Here is a 23,357-nt window from a genome sequence, read left to right as displayed (position 1 = left end):
GGCAAGCCAGCTCCCACATTTTGATCTGCGCTTGAGTTAGAACCCGCGGTGCTTTTTCAGGTGTTCGTTAATCTTCGCCGCGGGCACTTTCTGCAAGGCACACAGCAGGTCGTGGGACAGTTCGCGCAAGCCGTGGGTGCCGCGCAGTTGCTGGGCCAGGTGCGTGGTGAGGTTGGCGGCCATCTCCGCATCCGCCATCGCCCGGTGAGCCTTGCCGGTGTGGGGCAGTTGGGCGAGCGCGTTCAGCGTGCCGAGCTTGTGATTGGGCGCAGTCGGCATCAGGCGGCGGGCCAGTAGCAGCGAGCAGGCGAATTTTTGCAGGCGGGTGCGGCGGATCAGGCCCAGTTCAAAGTCCCAGAACCTCTGGTCGAACGCGGCGTTGTGCGCCAACAGTGGCGTGGTGCCGACAAATTCATTCACTTCATTCATCACCCGCTCAGCCGGTGGCGCGCTGCGCAGCATGGCGTTGCTGATGCCGGTGAGTTGTTCGATAAACCCTGGCACGCGCACGCCGGCATTCATCAGGCTTTGGTAGCGGTCCACGATTTGGCCGCGCTCGAGGATAACCACCGCGATTTCCGTGGCCCGGCAGTGGCTGCTCGGGGTGATGCCGGTGGTTTCAAAGTCGATGACCGCTATACGTTCCAAACCTGTTCCAACTCCGTCTAACTATTTATTGAGCCTGAGCGCTTATTTGAGCAGCAGCGCGCCTTCGATGGGCACGTAGCGGCTGGCGGCGCGAATCAGCGAGTTGGCCGTCAGCCCCGGCACGCCGTAGGCCACGGCTTCAACGCCGTGCTTTTGGATGATGCGTTCGAGCAGCATGTCGAAATCACCATCGCCGGAGGCCAGCACCACTTCGTCGACGTGGTCGGCGGCGTCCATGATGTCCAGGGTGATGCCCACGTCCCAGTCGCCTTTGGCCGAGCCGTCGGCGCGCTGGATGTAGGGTTTGAGTTTTACCGTAAAGCCCAGGTTGCGCAGGATCTGTTGGAATTGCTGCTGCTTGCTGTCACCACGGTCGATGGCATAGGCGTACGCCTCGACGATCTGCCCGCGTGAACTGATATCAGCCCACAGCGCCGCATAGTTGAAGTGGCAGCCATACGCCTGGCGCACGGTGTAGTAGAGGTTTTGCACATCGGCGAACACTGCAATTTTTTTCACCGCACTTCCTCATGACAGCCAGGCGCCACGGCCCGGAAAGGTTGCCAGTATGCCAGCCATGGGAAAGTTTCAGCGAAAAATCAGCCCGGGGCGACGAAGCGCCCCGGTTGAAGGTGGGTCAGACGAAGGAGTCGTCGTCGCCAAAGGAGGAGGAATCGTCGGAATAGTCGCTGTCTGCGAAGCTGTCGGATGAGTTGTCATTGCCCCAGCTGTCATTGCCGGCAAACTTCTGGTCGTCATTGCCCCAGTTGCCGTTGTCGCTGGCCGGTGCCGGCTCTTCGCGGATGATTTCTTCCACCACCTGCGGCTGCTGCGAGTTGTGGCTGAACAGGCTGCTGATGCCTTCGGCCAGCATCACACCACCGGCCACACCGGCGGCGGTTTTCAGCGCGCCACCCAGGAAACCACTGCCGATGGGCGCGGCGGGGGCTTGCTGCGGCTGTTGATAATTCTGCTGTGGCGCAGCGTAGTTCTGTTGCGGTGCAGGCTGGCCAAACGAAGGCCGCGCCGGCTCACGCCAGCCGCCGCCGGAAGAAGGCGGAGCACTTTGTGGCGGTTGCGAGTCGCGGGAACTGCTGCCACCAAAGATGCTCGACAGGAAGCCACCACTGCTCGGCGCCGGTTGCGCGGCCTGGGAGCGGGCCTGTTGCAGTTCGTCCTGCAATTGCTGGATCTGCTGCGCCTGTTGCTTGTTCTGCGCGTCGAGGCTCTTGATCGCGTGTTCTTGCACCAGGATCGACTGGGTCATGTAGTACCCGGCGGCCGGTTGGCGAGTCATATGCTCCTTGATCCGCGCTTCGGCCAGGGCGTCGCGGGGGGCTGAGTCCGTTTCGGCTTGTTGCAACCGTGAAAACAGTCCATCGATCAGGGTTTGCTCTTCGCTGTTCATGGCGACCTCGTTAGATTGCCGGTAGAAATCATGGGCCCGCCTGTAATCAGGTGAGCTACAGCGTAGTTATGGGGGTGTTACCAGACGTTTCAATGGTCTTTACGTAAGGTTTACGTTTGCTTACCTCTCGTCATGATCGGTTAAAGTGTTGGCCTTGCTTTTAGGGCTGTGATGAACCTGATGAATCCGTTAGACGTATTGCGCGACTCCCTCCGTTTCACCCAACGCAACCTGGGCGCCATCGTCCAGCTGTGCCTGCCGTTGGTGATCCTCGAAGCCCTGCTGCAACAGGTGCTCGACCACACACTGGGCCCGGATGCGTTCCCCGGTTACAGCGTGGTCGTCGGGTTGTTGGTGTACCCGCTGTACACCGGCGCCTTGATCCTGTTTCTGGATGCGCGCACCCGTGGTGAGTCGCCCAGCACTAAAGATGTGTGGGCCATGGCCCTGGCCATGTGGCCGCGTTTCGCCCTGCTGACGGCGGTCAGCACCTTGCTGATTTTGCTGGGGCTGTCGCTGTACTTCCTGCCGGGCCTGTGGCTGATGGTGGTGCTGGCGTTTGCCGAGTACCTGCTGGTGTTGCGCGGCATGTCAGCGCTGGAGGCGATGAAGGAAAGTTTGCGCCTGACCCGTGGGCATTTCTGGCGAATCCTGGTGTGCCTGCTGTGCGTAATGACGCCGTTGTGGCTGCTCAAAGGCGCGAGCGTGGCGGTGTACCCCAACCCCGCGCCGCTGCTGGGTTTGCTGATCGACAGTGCCCACAGCTTCCTGCAACTGTTTACCAGCGTGGTACTTTTCCGTTTGTTTATGCTGATCGGTGGCGATGCCGACGCACGGTGATATGCTCCGTGCCACTTCTGATAACGCTATAAGCCGAGCCAATGACCCGTTTATTGCGCATCACCCTGCTGAGCCTGTTGATCATCGCGGGCCTGCTCGCGGCCCTTATCTACAGCCTGACTTGGCGCCCCGTCGACAAGCAGACCCTGCCCGTCAGCTGCGTAGCGCCACGTGCGCCGACCTTGCTGCCGGGGCAGGCGCTCAAGGTCATGACCTGGAACGTGCAATACCTGGCCGGCAAGAACTATGTGTTCTGGTACGACAGCCCCGACGGCAACGGCCCGGACGATCGCCCCACGGTGGAAGACATGGCCTTCAGCCTGGACGAAGTGGCGCGGGTGATTCGCGACGAACAGCCCGACATCCTGCTGTTGCAGGAACTCGATGAAGGCGCCAAGTCCTCTCACTATCAGGACCAGGTGGCGTTGCTCCAGGAACGCCTGGTCGACCTTTACCCATGCAGCGCCCAGGCCTTCGACTGGAAAGCCGACTTTGTGCCCAACCTGCATATCTTCGGCAGCGTCGGCCGCAAGCTCGTCACGCTGAGCCGCTACCAGATCGAACACGCCGAACGCCTGCAACTACCGGTGTCGCCGGCCAACTTCATCAGCCGCCAGTTCCAGCCGAAACCTGCGTTGTTGCTGACCTACCTGCCGTTGAGCGATGGCGGCCAACTGGCCGTGCTTAATACGCGGCTGGATGGCGATAAGCCTGGGCGTTCCGCCGTGCAGGAGCAGGCCAAAGCCACGGTAAAACTGTTGGATAAGTTCGAAGGCCGTGGCACGCCTTGGCTGATTGGCGGGGATTTCAACTTGCTGCCGCTGGGGCAATTCCTGCGCCTGGATGCCGGCAAGCGTGGGCAATATTCGCCGGACAGCGAATTGCATTTGTTATGGGATAAGTACCCGATGATCCCGAGTAACAGTGAATCCAGTGGGATTGACCGGGCGAAGTGGCTGACACACTTCCCCAATGACCCGAGTGTGGATGGGCCGGATCGGACCTTGGATTATTTGTTCTACAGCCCAAGGATCAAACGGGTGGAGGCCAAGGTGCGCCAAGACGACACACTGCGCATCTCCAACCACCTGCCGGTGATCGCCCGGTTCCTGCTGCCGGCTGCGCAATAGCCCGCACCACAACACCCCATGTGGGAGCTGGCTTTTGTGGGAGCTGGCTTGCCTGCGATACAGACGACTCGGTCTGTCCGTTTCACCGAGGCGATGCTATCGCAGGCAAGCCAGCTCCCACAAAAGCCAGCTCCCACATTGGATCTTCACATCACCTACTTTCGGGGTTTGATCCGGGCAGTGGGTTCGGCCACCAGTGGATCATCCGGCCAGTAATGCTTGGGGTATCTTCCTTTCAAATCCTTCTTCACTTCGGCGTAGGTACTGCGCCAGAAGTTCGCCAGGTCCTGCGTCACCTGCACCGGCCGGCGCGCCGGGGACAGCAGGTGCAGCTTGACCACCTGGCGCCCACCGGCAATGCGCGGCGTGTCCGCCAGCCCGAACAATTCCTGCAAGCGCACCGCCAGAATCGGCGGCTGTTCGCTGTAGTCCAAACGCACCGATGAGCCCGAGGGCACCTTCACATGCTGTGGCGCCAGCTCGTCCAGGCGTTGGGGCAGCGGCCAGGGCAGCAGGTTGTGCAGGAAGCTGGAAATATCCAAATTAGAAAAGTGGCTGAGGCGCGAGACTTTGCCCAGGTAGGGCATCAGCCAATGCTCCAAATCGGCCAGCAAGGCTTTGTCGCTGATATCCGGCCATTCGCTGGTTTTACCCGCGTCCAGCTGGCGCAGCAGCATGACGCGGGCCTGCCACTGGCGCAGTTCGGGCGTCCACGGCAGCAGCTCCAGGCCTTTGCGACGCACCAGGTTGACCAATGCCTGGCTGCGCGCGGACTCATCCAGGCCGGTCAGCGGTTCACGGCTGAGCACCAGCTCACCGACTTTGCGTTGGCGTTCGGCGCGCAGCACGCCTTCGCGTTCATCCCAATCAAGCTGGTCAACCGTGCGCACTTGCTCGGCCAGCACGCTGTCGAACAGCACCGGGTCAAAATCCGTCGCGAGGTAGATGCGCTCTTCGCGCTGGCCCTGGCGGCTGCCGAGGTCGGCGATCACCAGCCACGGTTGCTTCATCAGGCTGTCGGCCTCGGCGAACAGCGCGGCGCGGCCGTTGGCCAGGCGATATTCGGCGCCACCGGGGCGGCGTTGCTGGGCGACGCGGTCGGGGTAGGCCAGCGCCAGCAAGGCGCCGAGCCAGCGCGGGTGGTCGGGGTCGGCCACCGCTTGAGTCGGCTGGCCTCGCAAGTAGCCCCGGTACTGACGGGCCAGTTGCTTGGCGCGCTGCACGCCGCCCTGGGTGCCACGCGCGCGTTCTTCGCCCGACATCAATGCCAGGCGACTGTGCAAATCCGCACCGCCGCCGCGCAAGATATCGCGCTCACCCAATAAGGCCGCCACATCACAAGCGGTCGCGGCCAGCCCCAGGTCCTGCCCGCGCAGCAACAAGTGGGCGATACGCGGGTGCGCGGGCAACTCCGCCATTTTCTGGCCATGGGCGGTGAGCGTGTCATCGTTCAACGCGCCAAGGCGCACCAGCAAATCCTGGGCCTGGGCATACGCGGCAGTCGGCGGCACATCCAGCCACACCAGTTGCGTGGGCGTCACGCCCCAACGCGCCAGTTGCAAGGCCAGGCCCGCCAGGTCGGCGGCGAGGATTTCCGCACTGCCGTAGGCGGCCAAACCTTCGTGCTGGTCTTCGGACCACAGGCGATAACACACGCCCGGCTCCAGCCGCCCTGCCCGACCGGCTCGTTGGGTGGCGCTGGCGCGGGAGATGCGTTGGGTGTCGAGGCGGGTCATGCCGCTGCCGGGGTCGAAACGCGGCACCCGCGCCAGCCCGGCATCGATCACCACGCGCACGCCATTGATGGTCAGGCTGGTCTCGGCAATGTTGGTGGCCAGCACCACTTTGCGCTTGCCAGCGGGCGCCGGGTCGATGGCGGCGCGCTGGGCGTTAAGGTCGAGTTCGCCATGCAGCGGGCACAGCAGCACATCAGGGCGATCACCCAAGGCTTCGGCCAGTTGTTGATTGACCCGGCGAATCTCGGCCTGCCCCGGCAGAAACACCAGAATGCTGCCCGTTTGGTCCTGCACCGCGTCGAGGACGGTCTGCACCACACGCGGCTCGATAAATTCACCGGCCTGGTAAGGCCGCCCCCAGCGCATCTGCACCGGGAACATGCGCCCTTCGCTGCGCAGGATCGGCGCATCGTCCAGCAGACCCGCCAGGCGCTCGCCTTCGAGGGTGGCGGACATCAGCAGGATTTTCAGCGGTTGCTCGTCGCGAAACAGCTCGCGGCCGTTGAGGCTCAGGGCCAGTGCCAGGTCGGCGTCGAGGCTGCGTTCGTGGAACTCGTCAAAAATCAGCAAACCCACGCCGTCCAGTGCCGGGTCGTCTTGCAGCCGGCGCGTAAGAATGCCTTCGGTGACCACTTCGATGCGGGTGTTGGGGCCGACTTTGCTGTCCAGGCGGATGCGGTAGCCGACCGTTTCACCGACCTTTTCACCCAGCTCACTGGCCAGGCGTTCGGCAGCCGCACGCGCGGCGAGGCGCCGAGGTTCGAGCATCAGGATGGTTTGCCCGGCCAGCCAAGGCTCATTCAATAAAGCCAAGGGCACGCGGGTGGTTTTACCGGCACCGGGCGGCGCTTCCAGCACGGCCTCATGGCGATTCGCCAAGGCGTCACGCAGGGCGGGTAAAACATCATCAATCGGCAACGAATTCATACTGGCTCCAAAGCAGAGCGGCGAGTATAACGGCGAACGTTCGTCCTTAATTGGAATGCAGGCAAATGTGGGAGCTGGCTTGCCTGCGATAGCGGTGGGTCAGCCCGCCCATGTGGCACTGATACACCGCTATCGCAGGCAAGCCAGCTCCCACATTAGAGCGGCGTGGCTCAATACAATTGTCATATAGTTTCGTATCAACCGTGTTCAGGAGCATTTTATGCGTATCGCTTCCCGTGTTATCGGCGGTGTCCTCGCCGTCACCCTGCTGAGCCAACTGACGGCCTGCGGCTCGATTTTCTACCCGGACCGTCGTGGCCAGATCGACGGCAAGATCGACCCGGCCATTGCCGTGCTCGACGCCGTGGGCCTGCTGTTTTATGTGATCCCGGGCCTGATCGCCTTTGGCGTGGACTTCGCCACCGGCGCCATCTACTTCGAGCCGGGCAAGACCGCCCAGGTCGCGCCGGAAAAACTGCACGAAGCCATCGGCGCCGACGGCAAGGTCGACAACGCCAAGCTGCAAACCATCATTGAAAAGGAAACCGGCCGCCGCCTGCCGCTGGATGACCCGCGCATGATCCAGTTCAAGGGCAGCGTGCAACAACTCGCGTCCCTGGGCCTGCAACCCGCCGCTTAAGGATCCGTATGACCAGCAGTCCCGAACACGCCAGGCTCCTGCGCCTGGCCACCCGCGCCTCGGTGGGCGTGGCCTGTGCGCTGATTATCACCAAGGCCATCGCCTGGTGGTTCAGTGGCTCGGTGAGCATGCTCGCCGGGTTGACCGACTCGCTGCTCGATGGCGTGACCTCGCTGCTGAACTTGCTCGCGGTGCATTACGCGCTGCGCCCAGCCGATGACGATCATCGTTATGGGCATGGCAAGGCCGAATCGCTGTCGGGCATGGCCCAGGCGTTGTTTATCGCTGGCAGTGCGGTGTTGATCGCCGTCCAGGCGTACCAGCGTTTGCAGCACCCGGAACCGGTCGGCGCGCCGTGGCTGAGCATTGGCGTCATCGTGTTTTCGCTGCTGATGACCGTGGCGCTGCTGATGCTGCAACACCGGGTAATCCGCGAAACCGGCTCCAACGCCGTGCGCGCCGACTCACTGCACTACCGCTCCGACCTGATGCTCAACGGCAGCATTTTGGTGGCACTGGTGTTGGCAGGGTTTGGCTTTCATCAGGTGGATGCGTGGTTCGGCCTCGGTATTGCCGCTTATATCCTGTGGAGCGCGATCCAGATCGCCCGCGAGAGCTTTGCCGTGCTGATGGATGAGGAACTGCCGCCGGATGTCAGCCAGCACATGCTGGAGTTGGCGCGCGGTGTGCCGGGCGTGCTGGGTGCGCACGATTTGCGCACGCGCATTTCCGGCAGCCACTGGTTTGTGCAGTTGCATTTGGAATTGCCGGGGGAATTGACCCTGTCAGTGGCCCACGGCATCAGCGACCAGGCCGCCGATGCCATTCACAGGGCTTACCCGCGTGCCGAAGTGCTGGTGCACGCCGACCCGCGGGAAGTGGTGACGGGTAACAAGGCCTAGTACTGCACCTGATAACCACGACTGGTCAGGCAGTTGCCCTGGGCCTGGCGGTAGGTTTGCACCACCGCCGGGTCCGGGGCGTAGGTGACGGTGCGTGGGTCGAAACCGCTTTGCTGCACCGCCCAGCGATAACAGTCGTAACCGTCCTGCTGTACCTGGGCCGGTGACTGGCCGTTGGCCGGGTAGGCCACCACGTCATAGCCGTTGCCCTGCGGCGCGGGTTGTGGCGCCGGCACTTCGGTCGGCGGTTGCACCACCACGTATTGCTGGGTGGCGTTTTCATAGGTGTAGTAGGAACCCGCCGCGAGGAAGAACAGCGCGCTGCCCACCCACACTTCCCGTGCGTAGTCCGGCAGGTATTGCACGCGAATACCGTAGGGCGGCGTCACCACCACATAGCGCGGGCCTTGCGGGCGATACCAGTAGCCGCCGGAGAAGAAGTAATCCTGGCCACGGTAGGGCACGCGATAATTGCGATCGGGGAAACGGTCAACGGTGTAGCCGGGACGATATTGCGGGCCTGGCCCCCAGCCGTTGCCGTGACCATTGGGCCGACCCGGCCAGCGGTTGTCATTGGGGTGACCATTATTGAAGCCGCCACCCGGACGTGGGCCTGGGCCATTGCCGGCCTGCCAGTGCTGGTTGCCATCGTTACGGCGTGGGATGTCCTGATAGTAACCCTGGCGCGGTTCCTGGGTTTGCCGCACCGTGTCCGGGCGGCCCTGGATCGGCAGGTTGTTCGCTGGCTGCGGCGCCGGCCGCGGTTGCTCGGCATTTTGCGGGCGGCCTTGCCACTGCCCACCGCCGTGCTGCTGTTGCTCGGCGCGATCAAAATGCGGGTTCTGTGGGCGCGGTGGGTTGTTTTCCGGACGCGGTTGAGTGTTCTGCGGGCGCGGCTGGTTATTCTGCGGTCGCGCCTGTTCATTGCCACGCCCGCCTTCCGGGCCTCTTTCATGCTGACCACCGCCTTCATAGCGCGGGTCGTCGGCCATCACTTGGGTGCCGACGCTTACCATCAGCAAACCTACACCTGCCATACGCCAGATGCGCTTCATGCTATTCCTCACTGCGGATTAGGGCCTGGAGTGTCCGGCCTTACTGCATGAGACTGGAAAAGCCTCACCCGGTTCTGAGACAGGTTATCAGTCACGAGAAGTATTTTTTGAGGTAAACGCGCAGACAAAGAAAAAGGGGCGACCCGTCGGCCACCCCTTGAGAATTTCGTCCTGGCTCAACGCTTTTGACGTTGGCTCACCTCACGCCGTCTTGTGGACAGTGTGCAGCCTGGAGGCCGGCTCAACCCTGCTGGGGCGGCGGCCGCAGCAGGCCTGATTGGGCTTGCTGCAGTGGACTGTTGTCCAGGCGGTGATTCTGTTGATAACGATACAGGCCAACGTCCGACAGATGATTGCGAAGATTGCGTCAATAAACAGTGCTTGCGCAATTTTTAACCCTTCATAGATAATTCACCGCAATAGTTACGACAAAGGCCAACCCAATGAGCAAGCTTGACCGATACGACCTGAGTATTTTGGCGGAATTGCAGCGCGACGCGAGGATCTCCAACCAGGAGTTGGCCGAACGCATCGGCCTGTCGCCGTCACCGTGCTCACGCCGGGTCAAGCAGTTGGAAGACGACGGTTATATTGCACGCCAGGTCGCCCTGCTCGACCGCAAGATGCTGGGTCTGAGCCTTACGGCCTATGTACTGATCGGCATGGACCGTCACACGCCTGAGCGTTTCGAGAATTTTGAAGCGGCAATCCGCACCTTGCCTCAGGTGCTGGAATGCAGCTTGGTCACCGGGATGGACGCGGACTATCAGTTGAAAGTGGTGGTGCCGGACATGGACCACTACCAGAAATTGCTGCTGGGGCATTTGACCCGGATTGAAGGCGTGACCAGCGTAAGGTCGAGTTTTGTGCTGAACCAGGTGCTCAACAGCACCGAGCTGCCGTTGACGCACCTGCGTACCTGACCTCAAACACACTAATAATCCCCTGTGGGAGCTTGATCCCTTGTGGGAGCTGGCTTGCCTGCGATAGCGGTGTGTCAGCCTGCCCATGTGGCACTGATACACCGCTATCGCAGGCAAGCCAGCTCCCACATTGACAGCGTCACGACGCAGGTCAATGTTGTGCTTGAAGCCCTGCCTTATACTTCCCGCCTGCCCTGTCGGAAAAAATCCCCATGAACAACATCGACCCCGCCCTCTTTGAAGAATGGATGATGACCGGCCTGGTCACGATCCTGATCATCTTCATGGGCTTTATCGTCTGGGACCTGGCGAAGAAATCCAAGGCCGGGCGCTTTGGGTCGTTCATCCTGTTTTTCGTGCTGGGCCTGGGCGTGGCCGCGTTCATCATCAAAAGCGTGGTGATCGGACTGATCGAGTCCGGCGCTTTATAAACGCGCCGGCACTGCCTTCCATTGGCCTTGGTCGAGGCCATCAATCGACCAGTCACCAATACGCACACGCACCAGGCGCAACGTCGGCAAGCCCACCGCCGCAGTCATGCGCCGCACCTGGCGGTTACGCCCCTCACGGATGACCAACTCCAACCAGTGCGTTGGCACGCTTTTGCGAAAGCGCACCGGCGGGTTGCGCGGCCACAGTTCGGGTTCGTCCAACTGCCGCGCTTGGGCAGGCAAGGTCATGCCGTCATTGAGCTCTACGCCGTCACGCAGGCGTTGCAGCTGTTCTTCGGTGGGCTCGCCTTCAACTTGCACCCAGTAGGTTTTCGCCAGCTTGTGCTTGGGGTCGGCAATGCGCGCCTGTAGCTGGCCATCGTTGGTCAGCAGCAGCAGGCCTTCGCTGTCACGGTCCAGGCGCCCGGCCGGGTAGATGCCGGGAATATCGATAAAGTCCTTGAGGGTCGCGCGCCCGCCTTCGTCGCTGAATTGGGTCAGCACGTCGAAGGGTTTATTGAACAGGATCAACTTCGGCTCGGCCGGTGGCGCCTTGGCAACACGCCGTGCTGCAGAATATGGGGGTTTCGCGCCAGGGCGACGCGAATCGGGGCGGGTAGGACGGGACATGGCAAAGGAACATCTAACGGTCAGGACCGACAATGCTAGTGGCCTGACCGCTAAATGACCATCCCAACCGCTTAGCGGAACGGCGGCTCGTCGAAGCTACGCAGTTTGCGCGAGTGCAGCGAGTTGAGTTCGGTGCGCAACAAATCCACCGCCTCGATGCCGATTTTCAAGTGCTGGCTGACCGCACGCTCATAAAACGCGTTAGCCGAACCCGGCAGCTTGATCTCGCTGTGCAGCGGTTTGTCCGACACGCACAGCAAGGTGCCGTACGGAACCCGCAAACGGTAGCCTTGGGCCGCGATGGTGCCGCTTTCCATGTCCACCGCCACTGCGCGGGACAGGTTGATGAGTGGCCGCTCTTGCGCCCAACGCAGTTCCCAGTTGCGGTCGTCGTAGGTCAGCACGGTGCCGGTGCGCAGGCGCTTTTTAAGCTCTTCGCCTTTCTCGCCGGTGACATTGGCAGCGGCTTGCTGCAAGGCCATCTGCACTTCGGCCAGCGCCGGGATCGGGATATTCGGCGGCACCACGCGGTCGAGAATCCCGTCGCGGCGCATATAGGCGTGAGCCAATACGTAGTCGCCGATGGTCTGGGATTGGCGCAGGCCGCCGCAGTGGCCAATCATCAGCCAGCAATGCGGGCGCAGCACGGCCAGGTGGTCGGTGATGTTCTTGGCGTTGGACGGACCGACGCCGATGTTCACCAGGGTCACGCCGTGGCCATCAGTGGCCTGCAGGTGGTAGGCCGGCATCTGGTAACGGTGCCACACCACGCCTGCGGCAATGGCCGAGGCTTCGCCGTGGTCCATGCTCTTGTCGATGATCACGTTGCCCGGCAACACCATGCGGATAAACCGCGGGTCGCTGCGCAGTTGCTCGAGGCCATGCAGGATGAACTGGTCAACATAGCGGTGGTAGTTGGTCAGCAGGATCCATGGCTGCACATGGCGCCAGTCGCTGCCGGTGTAGTGCACCAGGCGGCGCAGGGAAAAGTCCACGCGCGCCGCATCGAACAGCGCCAGTGGCAGCGGGTCGGTATTTTCCCAGTCGTAGAGGCCATCGGCAATGCCGTCGGTGGCGGCGGACAAGTCGGTGCTGGGGAACACACGGGCGAGGGTCGCAGCGGTAACGCCGGAGCCCGCCAGTTCATCACCCTGCTCCACCACATACGGGTACGGAATATTCTGCTGGCTCACGCCGACTTCCACCGTCACGGTGAAGTCATGCATCAACGGCACCAGTTGCTCCAGCAGGTACTTACGGAACGCCGCCGGATGGGTGACGGTGACACTGTAGGTTCCCGGCAATTGCACCTTGGCGTATGCGCGGGTGGTCTGTGGGACTTCGCCATGGCAGTGGTAGGTCAGGCGCAGTTCCGGGTAGCGAAACAGCGCGCGCTGTTCGGCGTCCGGCTCGACGCGGTCCTTGAGGTATTGCTTGAGGGCTTGGTTAAGCGCACCGGTAGCGCGCTCATGCAGAGCGGCCAGCCGGTCCACGGCTTCTTCGGCGGTTTGAACGACAACAAAAGCTTCGGTCACGGTAAGCATCCTGTGTTCTGACTTGCAGGCCTTTATCTTGCCTGTATCCCAAGCTCACTGAAACACCAGAGTTGGAATGCTGCTTTTAAAGGTGGGAGCTGGCTTGCCTGCGATGCAGACACCTCGGTACATCAGGTACACCGAGTCGATGCCATCGCAGGCAAGCCAGCTCCCACCTTTAACCGAGTATGGCTTTGCTGTTGCTGTTGCTGTTGCTGTTGCTGTTGCTGTTGCTGTTACTCTGGCTCTTACATCCTTTTCGATGACGAAGTCAGCGGTCTTTTGATCTGCGCTTTTGATCTTGATCTTGATCTGAAATCGCCCCGTCAAACACGATGGCCGGAATTCGACAGTGATTTGGGGGGTAAACCGGCAGGGATGCCGGTTTAGCCGCCCCGCGCCATGGATGGCGCGTGGCGGCGGCCCCCCAAATCAGTGTCGGATTACGGGCATGCCGAGCCACAGCGAGGCACCGAGTGTTGGGGCGAAGACCTTTTGGTTACTTTTGGGTCTTTCCAAAAGTGACCCGCTGTAAGAGCGGAACCCTAAGCAGCCGTTACAGCAGCAACGGATATGTACACCACCAACACGCCATCGCAGGCAAGCCAGCTCCCACATTTTGACCGTGTTCAATCAGAGGGATTGTGGAGTTGAACGGGTAACGATCGCCGCCACATCCACCTCGCGCGGCAAGGTGCCATACACGCGGCCGGACGACGCCCCCAGGCGGCTGGCGATAAACCCATCACTGACCACCGCATTCCCGGCCTCCAGCAACAGCTTGGCCTGCAACGCCACGGCAATGTCCTCGGTCAACTGCCGGGCGCGGTACTGGATATCCTGGGTATCCATAAACGCCGACTTCAATTGCTCGATATGCCGCGCCAGTTGCTTGTCGCCATGCCCATCGCCCAGTTCGACAAACAACGCCTCCAGCACGCCCGGCTCTTTGGACAATGCGCGCAACACATCCAGGCACTGCACATTGCCGGAACCTTCCCACGTCGAATTCACCGGCGCCTCACGGTACAGACGCGGCAGAATGCTGTCCTCCACGTACCCGGCGCCGCCCATGCACTCGGCCGCCTCATTGATCATGGCCGGAGCGCGCTTGCAGATCCAATACTTGCCCACCGCCGTCACCAACCGGGCGAATTTGGCTTCCTGTTCGTTATCCAGATGGTCCAGCGCCCGGCCCATGCGCATGCTCAAGGCCAGGGAGGCTTCGCTCTCCAGCGCCAGGTCGGCCAGCACGTTTTGCATCAATGGTTGTTCACTGAGCACGCGGCCGCCGACTGAGCGATGGGCGCAATGATGGCTGGCCTGGGTCAACGCCTGACGCATCAAGGCGCTGGAGCCGACCATGCAGTCGAAACGGGTCATGGCGACCATCTCGATAATGGTCGGCACGCCCCGGCCTTCTTCGCCAACCATCCACGCCAGGGCGCCACGGAACTCCACTTCGCTGGAGGCGTTGGAGCAGTTGCCGAGTTTGTTTTTCAGGCGCTGGATGTAGAACTGGTTGCGGGTGTCATCCGGGCGATGCCTTGGCAGCAGGAAACACGTCAGGCCTTTGTCGGTCTGCGCCAGGGTGAGGAACGCATCGCACATCGGCGCCGAGCAGAACCACTTGTGCCCGACCAGCTCATAGGCCTGGCCAGGGCCGCCGGCGCCCACCGGGTAGGCGCGGGTGGTGTTGGCGCGCACGTCGGTGCCGCCCTGTTTCTCGGTCATGGCCATGCCGATGGTGGCGCCGGCTTTGTGGGCGATGCCGACGTTGCGCGGGTCGTATTCGGTGTTGAGGATTTTCGGCAGCCAGGTCTGCGCCAGGTCCGGTTGCAGGTGCAGGGCCGGGACGCAGGCGAAGGTCATGGTCAACGGGCAACCGCTGCCGGCTTCGGCCTGGCTGTGCAGGTAGGTCATGGCGGCGCGGGCTACATGGGCGCCGGGCTGCGGATGCGCCCACGGCAGCGATGGCAGGCCATGCTCGATGGCGGTGCGCATCAACTCGTGATAGGCCGGATGAAACTCCACCAGGTCGATGCGATGGCCGTAGCGGTCATGGCTGTTGAACACCGGCTTGTTCTGATTCGCCAAAAACCCGGCCTCCATCAGTGGCCCGCCCGCCAGCGCACCATACGCATCGATTCGAGCCTGTGCCCAGCCGGCGCCATAGCGGCGCGACCATTCTTGCAAGGGCAGGTCGATGCGATAGAGGTTGGTACCGTCCAGGGACGGCGGCTGGTTGGTGACGTCGTGGGTTTCGGCAAACGGGTGCAGGTTCATGACGGGCCTCCTGGAAAATAGGCCACGTGCAGTTGAGGCCTGAATTTCAGTTAAGCACCGTCATCGGGCTTAAAAAAGTGGCATACCCGCCTATTGTTCGGCGCTTTCGCCCTCTAACGGGCACAACAGGCGCCGCTCCAGCACCGTTTGCAACGCCTCGAAACGCACGGGTTTACTGAGGCGATCAGTGATGCCGACCCCATGGCAGCGTTCGCGGTCCGGGGCGTGCAGCGAGGTGCTCAGGGCAATCACCGGCAGTTCGCCGCAGCCGGGTAGTGCACGAATCTGACAGCACAACGAGAAGCCGCCTTCAGACACATCCAGCAGCACCGCTTCAAACGTATCGTCCTGCAAGAGCGCCAAGGCGGCCGGGCCGTTATCCACGGTTTTCACCCGGTAACCCAGTTTGAGCAGCATGCCGCGTACCGCCAATTGGCCGACACTGTTGTCGTCCACCAACAGCACCGTGCACTGCTGGGGCGCTCGTTGCGCAGGGGGCTTGTGCGTTGCGGGTTTGGGCTCGGGCGGCACCGCGTTGACGCTCATGTCCAACTGGAAGCGGCTGCCCTTACTGAGTTCGGAATGATGGGTCAAACGCCCACCGAGCAGTTCTATCAGCTGCCGGCAAATCGCCAGGCCGATGCCCAGGCCGCCGTATTCGCGGGTCATCGAACCGTCGACCTGGAAGAAGCGCTGATACAGCGTGGCCTCATCGAGAAAAGCGAAGCCGATGCCGCTGTCGGTCACAATAAAGCTCAGGCGCAGCTCGCCGTCACTGTGGGGCACACCTACCACACGCACGCGCACCGCGCCTTCGTGGGTGAACTTGAAGGCATTGTCGAGCAGGCAGTCCAGGCACTGGGTAAGTTTGCCGGCATCGCCAATCACCCGGTCCGGCAGTTCATCGGCCACGTCGATGGAAAATTCCAGGCCTTTGCTCTGGGCGCTGGCGGTGAATTGCTGGCGCAAGGTGTCGAGGGTGCCGCGCAGGCTGAAGACCTGGGGCTGGGCGGTGAGGCGCCCGGCTTGCAATTCGGTCAGGGTGAGAATGCCGTTGACCATGCGCATCATGTCCCGCGCAGAACCGGCGGCGGTTTGCTGGTATTGGGCAAGGTCGTCGTCCAGCGGCACGGTTTGCATCAGCTCTAACGAGCCGATCACACCGTTCATTGGGGTGCGCAACTCATGGGTCAGCGTGGCGAGGAACTCATCTTTAAGGCGGTTACTGCGTGCCAATTGCTGATTGAGCACTTCAAGCTTCTGGCTGGCGTCAAACAGGATCTGCGCCTGTTGCTCACGCATGCTGTTGATGCGGTCCGCCAGCGCCAGGGACAACAGCGCCACTTCGATGGCCGAGCCGAGCTGGCTGGCGTACATGGTGAGGAACATATTCGGCAGGTAGCCCAACACCATCAGCGTGTTGACTACCCCGCCCAGCAGGAATGCCGACCAGGCGATGATGAAGTAACGCGCCATGCGCTGGCCGCAATACCAGGCCTTGATGGCGGCCACAAAGATGGTCACGGTAAACACCAGCGCCAACCCCGTGGCCAGACGCAGGGCCACGGCGTAGCTGGTCAGCAGCGCCAGCACCATGACCAACGCGCCGGCCGCTGCCAGCGCCAGTAAAACCCGATCGAGCCAGCGGCTGTGCTGCGCGGTGTGCAGGAAACTGCGCGCGAACAAGCTGCCGAACAACGCCGCCGAACCAATCAGGAACGGCACCGCCGCGTTCGCCCACCATGGGTTGTTCGGCCAGAAATACTCTACCGCTACGCCGTTGACCGACAGTTGGTACAGGCCAAACGAGGCGATATAAAGGATGTAATACAGGTAGCTGGTGTCGCGCACGCTCAAATAGATGAACAGGTTGTAGACCAGCATCCCCAGTAACACGCCATAGATCGCCCCCAACACATACAGGCGCAGTGGCTGCTGCTCCATGTACGCGGTGGCGGACCAGAGCGTCAGCGGTGCCTGGATCGAGCCTTGGCTTTGCAGGCGCAGGTACACGGTTTGCTGCTGGTCGGGCACGAAGTTGAGCTTGAACAGGTAGTTGGCCTGGCGCACTTCACGGCTGGAAAACGCCAGGCTGCTGCCCGTGCGAGTTGTCAGGCGGTAATTGCCGGTGCTGTCGCGCTGGTAAAGGTCGAGTTCGTTAAGCGGCGGGTACGCCAACTCCAGAAACCAGGTGCGCGGGGCTCGTGGGTCAGTGGCGGTGTAATGCAGGTCGACCTTGAGCCAGAACACCGAGCGCGAATAGCCGGCGTTGAGAGTGGCTTTGTCATGGGTTTTGAATTGGGCGGCGTAGGCGGGAGCACTGACATCGGCGATGGTGAGGGCGTCGGTTGGGTCTTCGAGTACTTGCATGACGCGGCCCAGCGGCAGGCTTCGAGTGTCCGGGTTGAACTCGATGGCGCTGGCGAGCATCGGCAGCCCGCACAATAAAAAGATCAGCAAATAGCGCATAGAGCCCCAGCGTGGCCTGTCCGGTTATGTCAAAAGCCCCCCATTCCTTTTGAGTAGACGTATACCGGCGATACATTAAGTTGTTTGGATCCACTTTAGCATAGCCGCTAGAGGCCATTGGACACCATTGAAATAATTTTTTGAAAGGCTCTAGAACAGCACTTTCAGGCATATAAACGCATAAAAACGGTGAACCAACAGCTATAAACACAGGGTGAAATTCCCCGCTCGCCCAACAGCCACGCAAAAAGCGATTGGTGGTAAGCTCGCGCACCATGAATATCTACAGCTCTCGCCCTGTTGTCCTCTGTCTCTCCGGCCACGACCCCAGTGGTGGCGCCGGCTTGCAGGCAGATATCGAAGCCCTGCTTGCGCAAGGCTGTCATGCGGCTCCGGCCGTCACCGCCCTGACCGTGCAGAACACCGTCAATGTCAGCGATTTCCGCGTGCTCGACCGCGAGTGGGTGCTGGCCCAGGCCAATGCCGTGCTCAGCGACTCCGAAGTCGCGGCGGTGAAGTTGGGCATGCTCGGTTCCACCGCGATGGTCGACACCGTGGTGGAACTGTTGCAGGCGCACCCGCACCTGCCAGTGGTCTGCGACCCGGTGCTGCGTGCCGGTGGCGGCGGCAGCCTGGGCAAGGACGAAGTCGGCTATGCCATGCGTGAGCGGCTGTTGCCGCTGTCGCTGATCGCCACGCCGAACCTGCCGGAAGCGCGCATCCTCGCCGAATTGCCCGAGGGTACGGCGGACGAATGCGCCGAGAAGCTGCTGCCGTTTGTAAAGCATCTGCTGATCACCGGTGGCCACGGCGACGAGCATGAAGTGCACAACCGCCTGTACAGCCGCGACGGCACGCGCCAGACCTTTACCTGCCAGCGCCTGCCCGGCAGCTATCACGGTTCGGGCTGCACGCTGGCCAGCGCCTTGGCCGGCAGGATCGCCCAGGGCGAAAGCTTGGCCAGCGCGGTGCAATCGGCGCTCAACTACACTTGGCGCACCTTGCGTGATGCCGAACAACTCGGCCAAGGCCAGTTCGTGCCGCGCCGTTTGCCGCTGGATTTCTGCTCTTAACCGCACAAGAGGCCTGCTCGATGAAACTACGTGGCCTTTACGCCATTACCGACAGCCAACTGTTGGCCGGCAAACTCCTTGCCTACGTCGAAGCGGCGCTGGACGGTGGCGTGACCCTGTTGCAGTACCGCGACAAAAGCAGCGACGAAGCCCGGCGCCTGCGTGAGGCCGAGAAACTGCGCGAGCTGTGCTCACGCTACAAGACCCAGCTGATTATCAATGATGACGCCGAGTTGGCCGCACGCCTCGGCGTCGGCGTGCACCTGGGCCAGACCGACGGCCCACTGACCCCGGCCCGTGCATTGCTCGGTTCCAAAGCCATCATCGGCGCCACCTGCCACAGCCAGATCGAACTGGCCGAGCAGGCCGCCAAGGAAGGCGCGAGCTACGTCGCCTTCGGTCGCTTTTTCAATTCCAACACCAAGCCCGGCGCGCCGGCCGCCACGCTCGACATGCTGGCCCAGGCCCGCACGCGCCTGCAGTTGCCGATCTGCGTGATCGGCGGCGTCACCCTGGAGAACGCCGCCCCCCTGGTGGCCCACGGTGCCGACCTGCTCGCCGTGGTACACGGCCTCTTCGGTGCCGACAGCACCCAGGAAGTCACGCGCCGCGCCCGCGCCTTCAACGACCTTCTTAAAGTTTAAGTGTAGAGAGCCCGATCATGTCCCGTTCCGAAACCCTGTTTGCCAATGCCCAAAAACACATCCCCGGCGGTGTGAACTCCCCCGTGCGTGCGTTCAAGAGCGTCGGCGGCACACCGTTGTTCTTCAAGCATGCCGAAGGCGCCTACGTCACCGACGAAGATGACAAGCGCTATGTTGACTACGTAGGTTCCTGGGGGCCGATGATCCTCGGCCACAGCCACCCGGACGTGCTCGACGCCGTGCGCCAGCAGTTGCAACACGGCCTCTCCTATGGCGCGCCAACCGCCATGGAAACCGAGATGGCGGACCTGGTGTGCTCAATCGTGCCGTCGATGGAAATGGTGCGCATGGTCAGCTCCGGCACCGAAGCCACCATGAGCGCAATCCGCCTGGCCCGTGGTTTCACCGGCCGCGACAGCATCATCAAATTTGAAGGCTGCTACCACGGCCACTCCGACAGCCTGCTGGTAAAAGCCGGTTCCGGCCTGCTGACCCAAGGCGTGCCAAGCTCGGCCGGTGTGCCGGCCGCGTTTGCCAAACACACCCTGACCCTGCCGTTCAACGACATTGCGGCCGTTGAGCAGATGCTCAGCGAAGTCGGCCAGGACGTGGCGTGCATCATCGTCGAGCCGGTAGCCGGCAACATGAACTGCGTGCCACCGGCACCGGGTTTCCTGGAAGGTTTGCGCGAACAGTGCGACAAGCACGGCGTGGTGCTGATTTTCGACGAAGTGATGACCGGTTTCCGCGTAGCCCTCGGCGGCGCCCAGGCTTACTACGGCGTCACGCCGGACCTGAGCACCTTCGGCAAGATCATCGGCGGCGGCATGCCCGTGGGCTGCTTCGGCGGCAAACGCGAAATCATGCAGCACATCGCGCCGCTGGGCCCGGTGTACCAGGCGGGCACCTTGTCGGGTAACCCGTTGGCCATGGCTGCCGGCCTGACCACCCTGCGCCTGATCAGCCGTCCGGGTTTCCACGCCGAGCTGACCGACTACACCACCCGCCTGCTCGATGGCCTGCAACAGCGCGCCGATGCCGCCGGCATCCCGTTCGTGACCACGCAAGCGGGTGGCATGTTCGGCCTGTATTTCAGCGGCGCCGACGCCATTGTTACCTTTGATGACGTGATGGGCAGCGATGCCGACCTGTTCAAGCGCTTCTTCCACCTGATGCTCGAAGGAGGCGTTTACCTGGCACCGAGCGCTTTTGAAGCGGGTTTCACCTCGATCGCCCATGGCGAAGCCGAGTTGAAATTGACCCTGGCTGCTGCCGAGCGCGCTTTTGCCGCCCTGAAGCAAGCCCCGAAGTAAGGGACACACACATCTGACGTTGCCCCTCGCAGCGTCAGATTTGCTACTTTGCCTACAGAGATTTCCTGCATTTTTCGAGAAATCACCTGCAATCCGGCAGATAACTTGCCTACGCAGCAGAAAAACGAGTAAAGACTTTGTAAGCAGGGGCCTGCTTATTTCATAATGCGCGCTTATTGGACTCCCCCGAGGGTCCGCGTGCCCCGTCAGAGGTAAGTCGATTCCCATGAAACGCACCGGCCGCACCCTGGTTCTGGGCTGCCTGTTGCTCCTTCAACCGCTGCTGGCACATGCCCAGGCAGGCGGCAACTCGTTGTTAATCCCAGCGATGGGTCGTTGCACCCTCAATACCCAGCCAGACAGCCAGGCCGAAGCGCTGAGCGCGTGCCAGAAACAGGCCGACGGTGGGGATGCGCAGGCGCAATACGAGTTGGGCGAATACTTCCACGACGACAAAAACCCTGCCCGCGACCTCAACAAAGCTCTGAGCTACTTCGAAAAGGCTTCGTTGCAGGGCCATGCCCAGGCGCAATTCCAGCTGGGCAACATGTTCTTCAAAGGCGAAGGCGTGCCGGCCAATAACGTTCAGGCTTACATCGTGCTGAAAATGGCGGCGGTCAACGGCGCCGAAGACGCACTGGACACGGCCGACGAAGTCGCCGAGCACATGCAGCGCGATGAACTGGAAGTGGCCACCCAGGTACTGGGCCAGATCTTCCGCAATTACCTGCAGGAATTGCAGAGTGCCGATGGGCGTTCGCCCTTCTCGCCCCTGCCCTGATTTCAGCTAAACCCCTCTACCGCTATCGCAGGCAAGCCAGCTCCCACAAGGTAATGCATTCCAAATGTGGGAGCTGGCTTGCCTGCGATCGCTTGACTCGGTCTAACGCCTTACTTCTCCGGCATGGGCATCGGAAACGGCATCACATTGCTGGTGCCGCGCGCCTCGCTGATCTTCGGCGTGCCGAGGCGCTCGACTTCATCGATGCGCACAATCGAATGCATCGGCACAAAGCTGCGCACCACGCCTTCAAACTGCGCCTTGAGTTTTTCTTCGCCCGGGTCGACGACCAATTGGGTGCGCTCGCCAAAGACGAACTCTTCCACCTCCAGGAAGCCCCACAGATCACTTTGATAGATCTGCTTGGCGTACATTTCGAACACCTGGCCCTGGTTGAGGAAAATCACCTTGTAGATTGGAGCTTCACGTTTGGTCATGGTGGGCGAACAACACATCGGGGATATAAAAGAGGGCGCGAACTATAGCATGGCACCCGATGCACAGCGCTAGGAACCAATGGGCATGCCCCCTATAATGCGCGGTTCTTTACCACCAGTTGATGATTCCCATGGCCAAGAAGCTTTACATCGAAACCCACGGTTGCCAGATGAACGAGTACGACAGCTCGCGCATGGTCGACCTGCTGGGCGAACACCAGGCCCTGGAAGTCACTGCCCGCGCCGAAGATGCCGACGTCATCCTGCTCAATACCTGCTCGATCCGCGAGCGTGCCCAGGACCGTGTGTACTCCCAGCTGGGCCGCTGGCGTGAATTGAAACTGGCCAACCCGGACATGGTGATCGCCGTCGGCGGCTGCGTGGCCAGCCAGGAAGGCGCCGCGATCCGCGACCGTGCCCCCTATGTCGACGTGGTTTTCGGCCCGCAAACCCTGCACCGCCTGCCGGAAATGATCGACGCCGCACGCATCACCAAGCTGCCGCAGGTGGACGTGTCATTCCCGGAAATCGAAAAATTCGACCATTTGCCCGAACCGCGCATCGACGGGCCGAGTGCCTATGTGTCGGTGATGGAAGGCTGCAGCAAGTACTGCACCTTCTGCGTGGTGCCCTACACCCGTGGCGAAGAAGTCAGCCGGCCGTTTGACGACGTGCTGGCCGAAATCATCCACCTGGCCGAAAACGGCGTGCGTGAAGTGACCTTGCTGGGCCAGAACGTCAACGGCTATCGCGGCCAGACCCACGACGGGCGCCTGGCTGACCTGGCGGAGTTGATCCGCGTGGTGGCGGCGGTGGATGGCATCGAGCGTATTCGCTACACCACCTCGCACCCGCTGGAGTTCTCCGACAGCCTGATCCAGGTGCACGCCGAGGTGCCGGAGCTGGTCAAGCACCTGCATTTGCCGGTGCAGTCGGGTTCGGACCGCATTCTGGCGGCCATGAAACGCAACCACACGGCCCTGGAATACAAATCCAAGCTGCGTAAATTGCGCGCCGCGGTGCCGGGTATCTGCATCAGCTCGGACTTTATCGTCGGGTTCCCCGGCGAGACCGAGAAGGATTTCGAGCAGACCATGAAGCTGATCGAAGACGTCGGTTTCGACTTCTCGTATTCGTTCGTCTATAGCCAGCGCCCAGGCACGCCGGCAGCGGACCTGGCAGATGAAACGCCTGAAGCGCTGAAAAAAGAGCGCTTGAACGCGCTGCAGCATCGCCTGAACCAGCAAGGTTTCGAGATCAGCCGACAAATGGTCGGTTCGATCCAGCGCATCCTGGTCACCGACTACTCGAAAAAAGACCCGGGCGAGTTGCAAGGGCGTACCGAGAACAACCGGATCGTCAACTTCCGCTGCGACACGCCCACCCTGATCGGCCAGTTTGCCGATGTGCACATCGATGCGGCGCAACCGCACTCGCTGCGCGGGTCGCTAATCAACTGACCTCAAGACATATGAGGATCAAATGTGGGAGCTGGCTTGCCTGCGATAGCGGTGGGCCAGTTAACACAATTGGCACTGATACACCGCAA

General features: G+C 61.7%; 22 protein-coding genes. 11 read left to right on the top strand and 11 right to left on the bottom strand.

Annotated features, from left to right (window positions below):
• Positions 1-36: 36 nt before the first annotated feature.
• From QF043_RS02215 to QF043_RS02205, 3 genes are all read right to left on the bottom strand, one after another.
• Entirely contained in the window at positions 37-648 is a 612-nt protein-coding gene (locus QF043_RS02215; RefSeq protein ID WP_307417363.1) for a PolC-type DNA polymerase III, read from the bottom strand.
• Positions 649-690: 42 nt separating this feature from the next.
• Entirely contained in the window at positions 691-1,167 is a 477-nt protein-coding gene (locus tag QF043_RS02210; RefSeq protein ID WP_017139349.1) for an NYN domain-containing protein, read from the bottom strand.
• Positions 1,168-1,285: 118 nt separating this feature from the next.
• A complete protein-coding gene (locus QF043_RS02205; protein ID WP_307417362.1) occupies positions 1,286-2,056 on the bottom strand; it encodes a DUF2076 domain-containing protein in 771 nt (256 codons plus the stop codon).
• A gap of 180 nt (positions 2,057-2,236) precedes the next feature.
• Between QF043_RS02205 and QF043_RS02200 the strand changes: the two genes are divergently transcribed.
• Together QF043_RS02200 and QF043_RS02195 are read left to right on the top strand one after the other, a co-directional pair.
• Positions 2,237-2,896 carry a YciC family protein gene (locus QF043_RS02200; protein ID WP_069786530.1) on the top strand — a complete coding sequence of 220 codons (660 nt, stop codon included), beginning with the start codon at positions 2,237-2,239 and terminating at the stop codon, positions 2,894-2,896.
• A gap of 41 nt (positions 2,897-2,937) precedes the next feature.
• Positions 2,938-4,026, top strand: coding sequence for an endonuclease/exonuclease/phosphatase family protein (locus tag QF043_RS02195; RefSeq protein WP_307417361.1), 1,089 nt, complete (start codon positions 2,938-2,940; stop codon positions 4,024-4,026).
• A 155-nt stretch (positions 4,027-4,181) separates the two neighbouring features.
• Here QF043_RS02195 and hrpB read toward each other — a convergent pair whose 3' ends face one another.
• Positions 4,182-6,689: an ATP-dependent helicase HrpB gene (gene hrpB / locus QF043_RS02190; RefSeq protein WP_307417360.1), complete on the bottom strand. Its 2,508-nt coding sequence runs from the start codon at positions 6,687-6,689 to the stop codon at positions 4,182-4,184.
• A gap of 220 nt (positions 6,690-6,909) precedes the next feature.
• Between hrpB and QF043_RS02185 the strand changes: the two genes are divergently transcribed.
• Positions 6,910-7,329: a polyribonucleotide nucleotidyltransferase gene (locus tag QF043_RS02185; RefSeq protein ID WP_307417359.1), complete on the top strand. Its 420-nt coding sequence runs from the start codon at positions 6,910-6,912 to the stop codon at positions 7,327-7,329.
• An 8-nt stretch (positions 7,330-7,337) separates the two neighbouring features.
• A complete protein-coding gene (locus QF043_RS02180) occupies positions 7,338-8,231 on the top strand; it encodes a cation diffusion facilitator family transporter (protein ID WP_307417358.1) in 894 nt (297 codons plus the stop codon).
• Here the strand turns inward: QF043_RS02180 and QF043_RS02175 are convergent.
• Positions 8,228-9,286 carry a DUF6515 family protein gene (locus tag QF043_RS02175; protein WP_307417357.1) on the bottom strand — a complete coding sequence of 353 codons (1,059 nt, stop codon included), beginning with the start codon at positions 9,284-9,286 and terminating at the stop codon, positions 8,228-8,230. The two genes, QF043_RS02180 and QF043_RS02175, sit on opposite strands and share 4 nt — an antisense overlap.
• Before the next feature lie 443 nt (positions 9,287-9,729).
• Here QF043_RS02175 and QF043_RS02170 point away from each other — a divergent pair, with 443 nt between their 5' ends.
• Positions 9,730-10,209, top strand: a complete 480-nt coding sequence (locus QF043_RS02170) for an Lrp/AsnC family transcriptional regulator (RefSeq protein ID WP_003194418.1) — start codon at positions 9,730-9,732, stop codon at positions 10,207-10,209.
• A gap of 221 nt (positions 10,210-10,430) precedes the next feature.
• Entirely contained in the window at positions 10,431-10,640 is a 210-nt protein-coding gene (locus QF043_RS02165; RefSeq protein ID WP_025999909.1) for a DUF2788 domain-containing protein, read from the top strand.
• Here QF043_RS02165 and QF043_RS02160 read toward each other — a convergent pair.
• The 5 genes from QF043_RS02160 to QF043_RS02140 form a co-directional block, all read right to left on the bottom strand.
• Entirely contained in the window at positions 10,635-11,270 is a 636-nt protein-coding gene (locus QF043_RS02160; protein WP_307417356.1) for a pseudouridine synthase, read from the bottom strand. The genes QF043_RS02165 and QF043_RS02160 overlap by 6 nt on opposite strands.
• A 71-nt stretch (positions 11,271-11,341) precedes the next feature.
• Positions 11,342-12,814: an AMP nucleosidase gene (gene amn, locus QF043_RS02155; protein ID WP_162232034.1), complete on the bottom strand. Its 1,473-nt coding sequence runs from the start codon at positions 12,812-12,814 to the stop codon at positions 11,342-11,344.
• A gap of 45 nt (positions 12,815-12,859) precedes the next feature.
• Complete coding sequence (locus QF043_RS02150; RefSeq protein ID WP_307417354.1) at positions 12,860-13,135, bottom strand: hypothetical protein; 276 nt, start codon at positions 13,133-13,135, stop codon at positions 12,860-12,862.
• A 303-nt stretch (positions 13,136-13,438) separates the two neighbouring features.
• Positions 13,439-15,091, bottom strand: a complete 1,653-nt coding sequence (locus QF043_RS02145; protein WP_307417353.1) for an acyl-CoA dehydrogenase family protein — start codon at positions 15,089-15,091, stop codon at positions 13,439-13,441.
• Positions 15,092-15,181: 90 nt separating this feature from the next.
• Entirely contained in the window at positions 15,182-17,560 is a 2,379-nt protein-coding gene (locus QF043_RS02140) for a hybrid sensor histidine kinase/response regulator (protein ID WP_307417352.1), read from the bottom strand.
• 275 nt (positions 17,561-17,835) lie between these two features.
• Between QF043_RS02140 and QF043_RS02135 the strand changes: the two genes are divergently transcribed.
• The 4 genes from QF043_RS02135 (at position 17,836) to QF043_RS02120 (ending at position 21,371) form a co-directional block, all read left to right on the top strand.
• On the top strand, positions 17,836-18,633 hold the full coding sequence (locus QF043_RS02135) for a hydroxymethylpyrimidine/phosphomethylpyrimidine kinase (RefSeq protein WP_058420182.1): 798 nt from the start codon (positions 17,836-17,838) through the stop codon (positions 18,631-18,633).
• 20 nt (positions 18,634-18,653) lie between these two features.
• Positions 18,654-19,277: a thiamine phosphate synthase gene (gene thiE / locus QF043_RS02130; protein ID WP_307417351.1), complete on the top strand. Its 624-nt coding sequence runs from the start codon at positions 18,654-18,656 to the stop codon at positions 19,275-19,277.
• A gap of 17 nt (positions 19,278-19,294) precedes the next feature.
• Positions 19,295-20,590 carry a glutamate-1-semialdehyde 2,1-aminomutase gene (hemL, locus tag QF043_RS02125; RefSeq protein WP_307417350.1) on the top strand — a complete coding sequence of 432 codons (1,296 nt, stop codon included), beginning with the start codon at positions 19,295-19,297 and terminating at the stop codon, positions 20,588-20,590.
• Positions 20,591-20,816: 226 nt separating this feature from the next.
• The gene (locus QF043_RS02120) at positions 20,817-21,371 is read left to right on the top strand and encodes a tetratricopeptide repeat protein (protein WP_017136068.1); all 555 of its coding nucleotides are present in this window, start codon (positions 20,817-20,819) and stop codon (positions 21,369-21,371) included.
• Between the two features lie 110 nt (positions 21,372-21,481).
• Here the strand turns inward: QF043_RS02120 and QF043_RS02115 are convergent, their stop codons facing one another.
• On the bottom strand, positions 21,482-21,808 hold the full coding sequence (locus QF043_RS02115) for a DUF1820 family protein (protein WP_003194436.1): 327 nt from the start codon (positions 21,806-21,808) through the stop codon (positions 21,482-21,484).
• Between the two features lie 131 nt (positions 21,809-21,939).
• Here QF043_RS02115 and miaB point away from each other — a divergent pair, with 131 nt between their 5' ends.
• The gene (gene miaB / locus QF043_RS02110; RefSeq protein WP_307417349.1) at positions 21,940-23,268 is read left to right on the top strand and encodes a tRNA (N6-isopentenyl adenosine(37)-C2)-methylthiotransferase MiaB; all 1,329 of its coding nucleotides are present in this window, start codon (positions 21,940-21,942) and stop codon (positions 23,266-23,268) included.
• The last annotated feature ends 89 nt before the right edge of the window (positions 23,269-23,357 follow it).

The organism is Pseudomonas sp. W3I7 (assembly GCF_030816095.1).
Taxonomy (GTDB): domain Bacteria; phylum Pseudomonadota; class Gammaproteobacteria; order Pseudomonadales; family Pseudomonadaceae; genus Aquipseudomonas; species Aquipseudomonas salomonii.
Note: the sequence above shows the minus strand (reverse complement) of the source record. Positions and strands in the feature narration are given on the sequence as shown.

What these genes read in the sequence shown, in the direction of transcription:
- QF043_RS02205 (WP_307417362.1), bottom strand. Translation starts at nt 2,056, where the DNA reads ATGAACAGCGAAGAGCAAACCCTGATCGATGGACTGTTTTCACGGTTG.
- QF043_RS02200 (WP_069786530.1), top strand. Translation starts at nt 2,237, where the DNA reads ATGAATCCGTTAGACGTATTGCGCGACTCCCTCCGTTTCACCCAACGC.
- QF043_RS02195 (WP_307417361.1), top strand. Translation starts at nt 2,938, where the DNA reads ATGACCCGTTTATTGCGCATCACCCTGCTGAGCCTGTTGATCATCGCG.
- hrpB (WP_307417360.1), bottom strand. Translation starts at nt 6,689, where the DNA reads ATGAATTCGTTGCCGATTGATGATGTTTTACCCGCCCTGCGTGACGCC.
- QF043_RS02185 (WP_307417359.1), top strand. Translation starts at nt 6,910, where the DNA reads ATGCGTATCGCTTCCCGTGTTATCGGCGGTGTCCTCGCCGTCACCCTG.
- QF043_RS02180 (WP_307417358.1), top strand. Translation starts at nt 7,338, where the DNA reads ATGACCAGCAGTCCCGAACACGCCAGGCTCCTGCGCCTGGCCACCCGC.
- QF043_RS02175 (WP_307417357.1), bottom strand. Translation starts at nt 9,286, where the DNA reads ATGAAGCGCATCTGGCGTATGGCAGGTGTAGGTTTGCTGATGGTAAGC.
- QF043_RS02170 (WP_003194418.1), top strand. Translation starts at nt 9,730, where the DNA reads ATGAGCAAGCTTGACCGATACGACCTGAGTATTTTGGCGGAATTGCAG.
- QF043_RS02160 (WP_307417356.1), bottom strand. Translation starts at nt 11,270, where the DNA reads ATGTCCCGTCCTACCCGCCCCGATTCGCGTCGCCCTGGCGCGAAACCC.
- amn (WP_162232034.1), bottom strand. Translation starts at nt 12,814, where the DNA reads ATGCTTACCGTGACCGAAGCTTTTGTTGTCGTTCAAACCGCCGAAGAA.
- QF043_RS02145 (WP_307417353.1), bottom strand. Translation starts at nt 15,091, where the DNA reads ATGAACCTGCACCCGTTTGCCGAAACCCACGACGTCACCAACCAGCCG.
- QF043_RS02140 (WP_307417352.1), bottom strand. Translation starts at nt 17,560, where the DNA reads ATGCGCTATTTGCTGATCTTTTTATTGTGCGGGCTGCCGATGCTCGCC.
- QF043_RS02135 (WP_058420182.1), top strand. Translation starts at nt 17,836, where the DNA reads ATGAATATCTACAGCTCTCGCCCTGTTGTCCTCTGTCTCTCCGGCCAC.
- thiE (WP_307417351.1), top strand. Translation starts at nt 18,654, where the DNA reads ATGAAACTACGTGGCCTTTACGCCATTACCGACAGCCAACTGTTGGCC.
- hemL (WP_307417350.1), top strand. Translation starts at nt 19,295, where the DNA reads ATGTCCCGTTCCGAAACCCTGTTTGCCAATGCCCAAAAACACATCCCC.
- QF043_RS02120 (WP_017136068.1), top strand. Translation starts at nt 20,817, where the DNA reads ATGAAACGCACCGGCCGCACCCTGGTTCTGGGCTGCCTGTTGCTCCTT.
- QF043_RS02115 (WP_003194436.1), bottom strand. Translation starts at nt 21,808, where the DNA reads ATGACCAAACGTGAAGCTCCAATCTACAAGGTGATTTTCCTCAACCAG.
- miaB (WP_307417349.1), top strand. Translation starts at nt 21,940, where the DNA reads ATGGCCAAGAAGCTTTACATCGAAACCCACGGTTGCCAGATGAACGAG.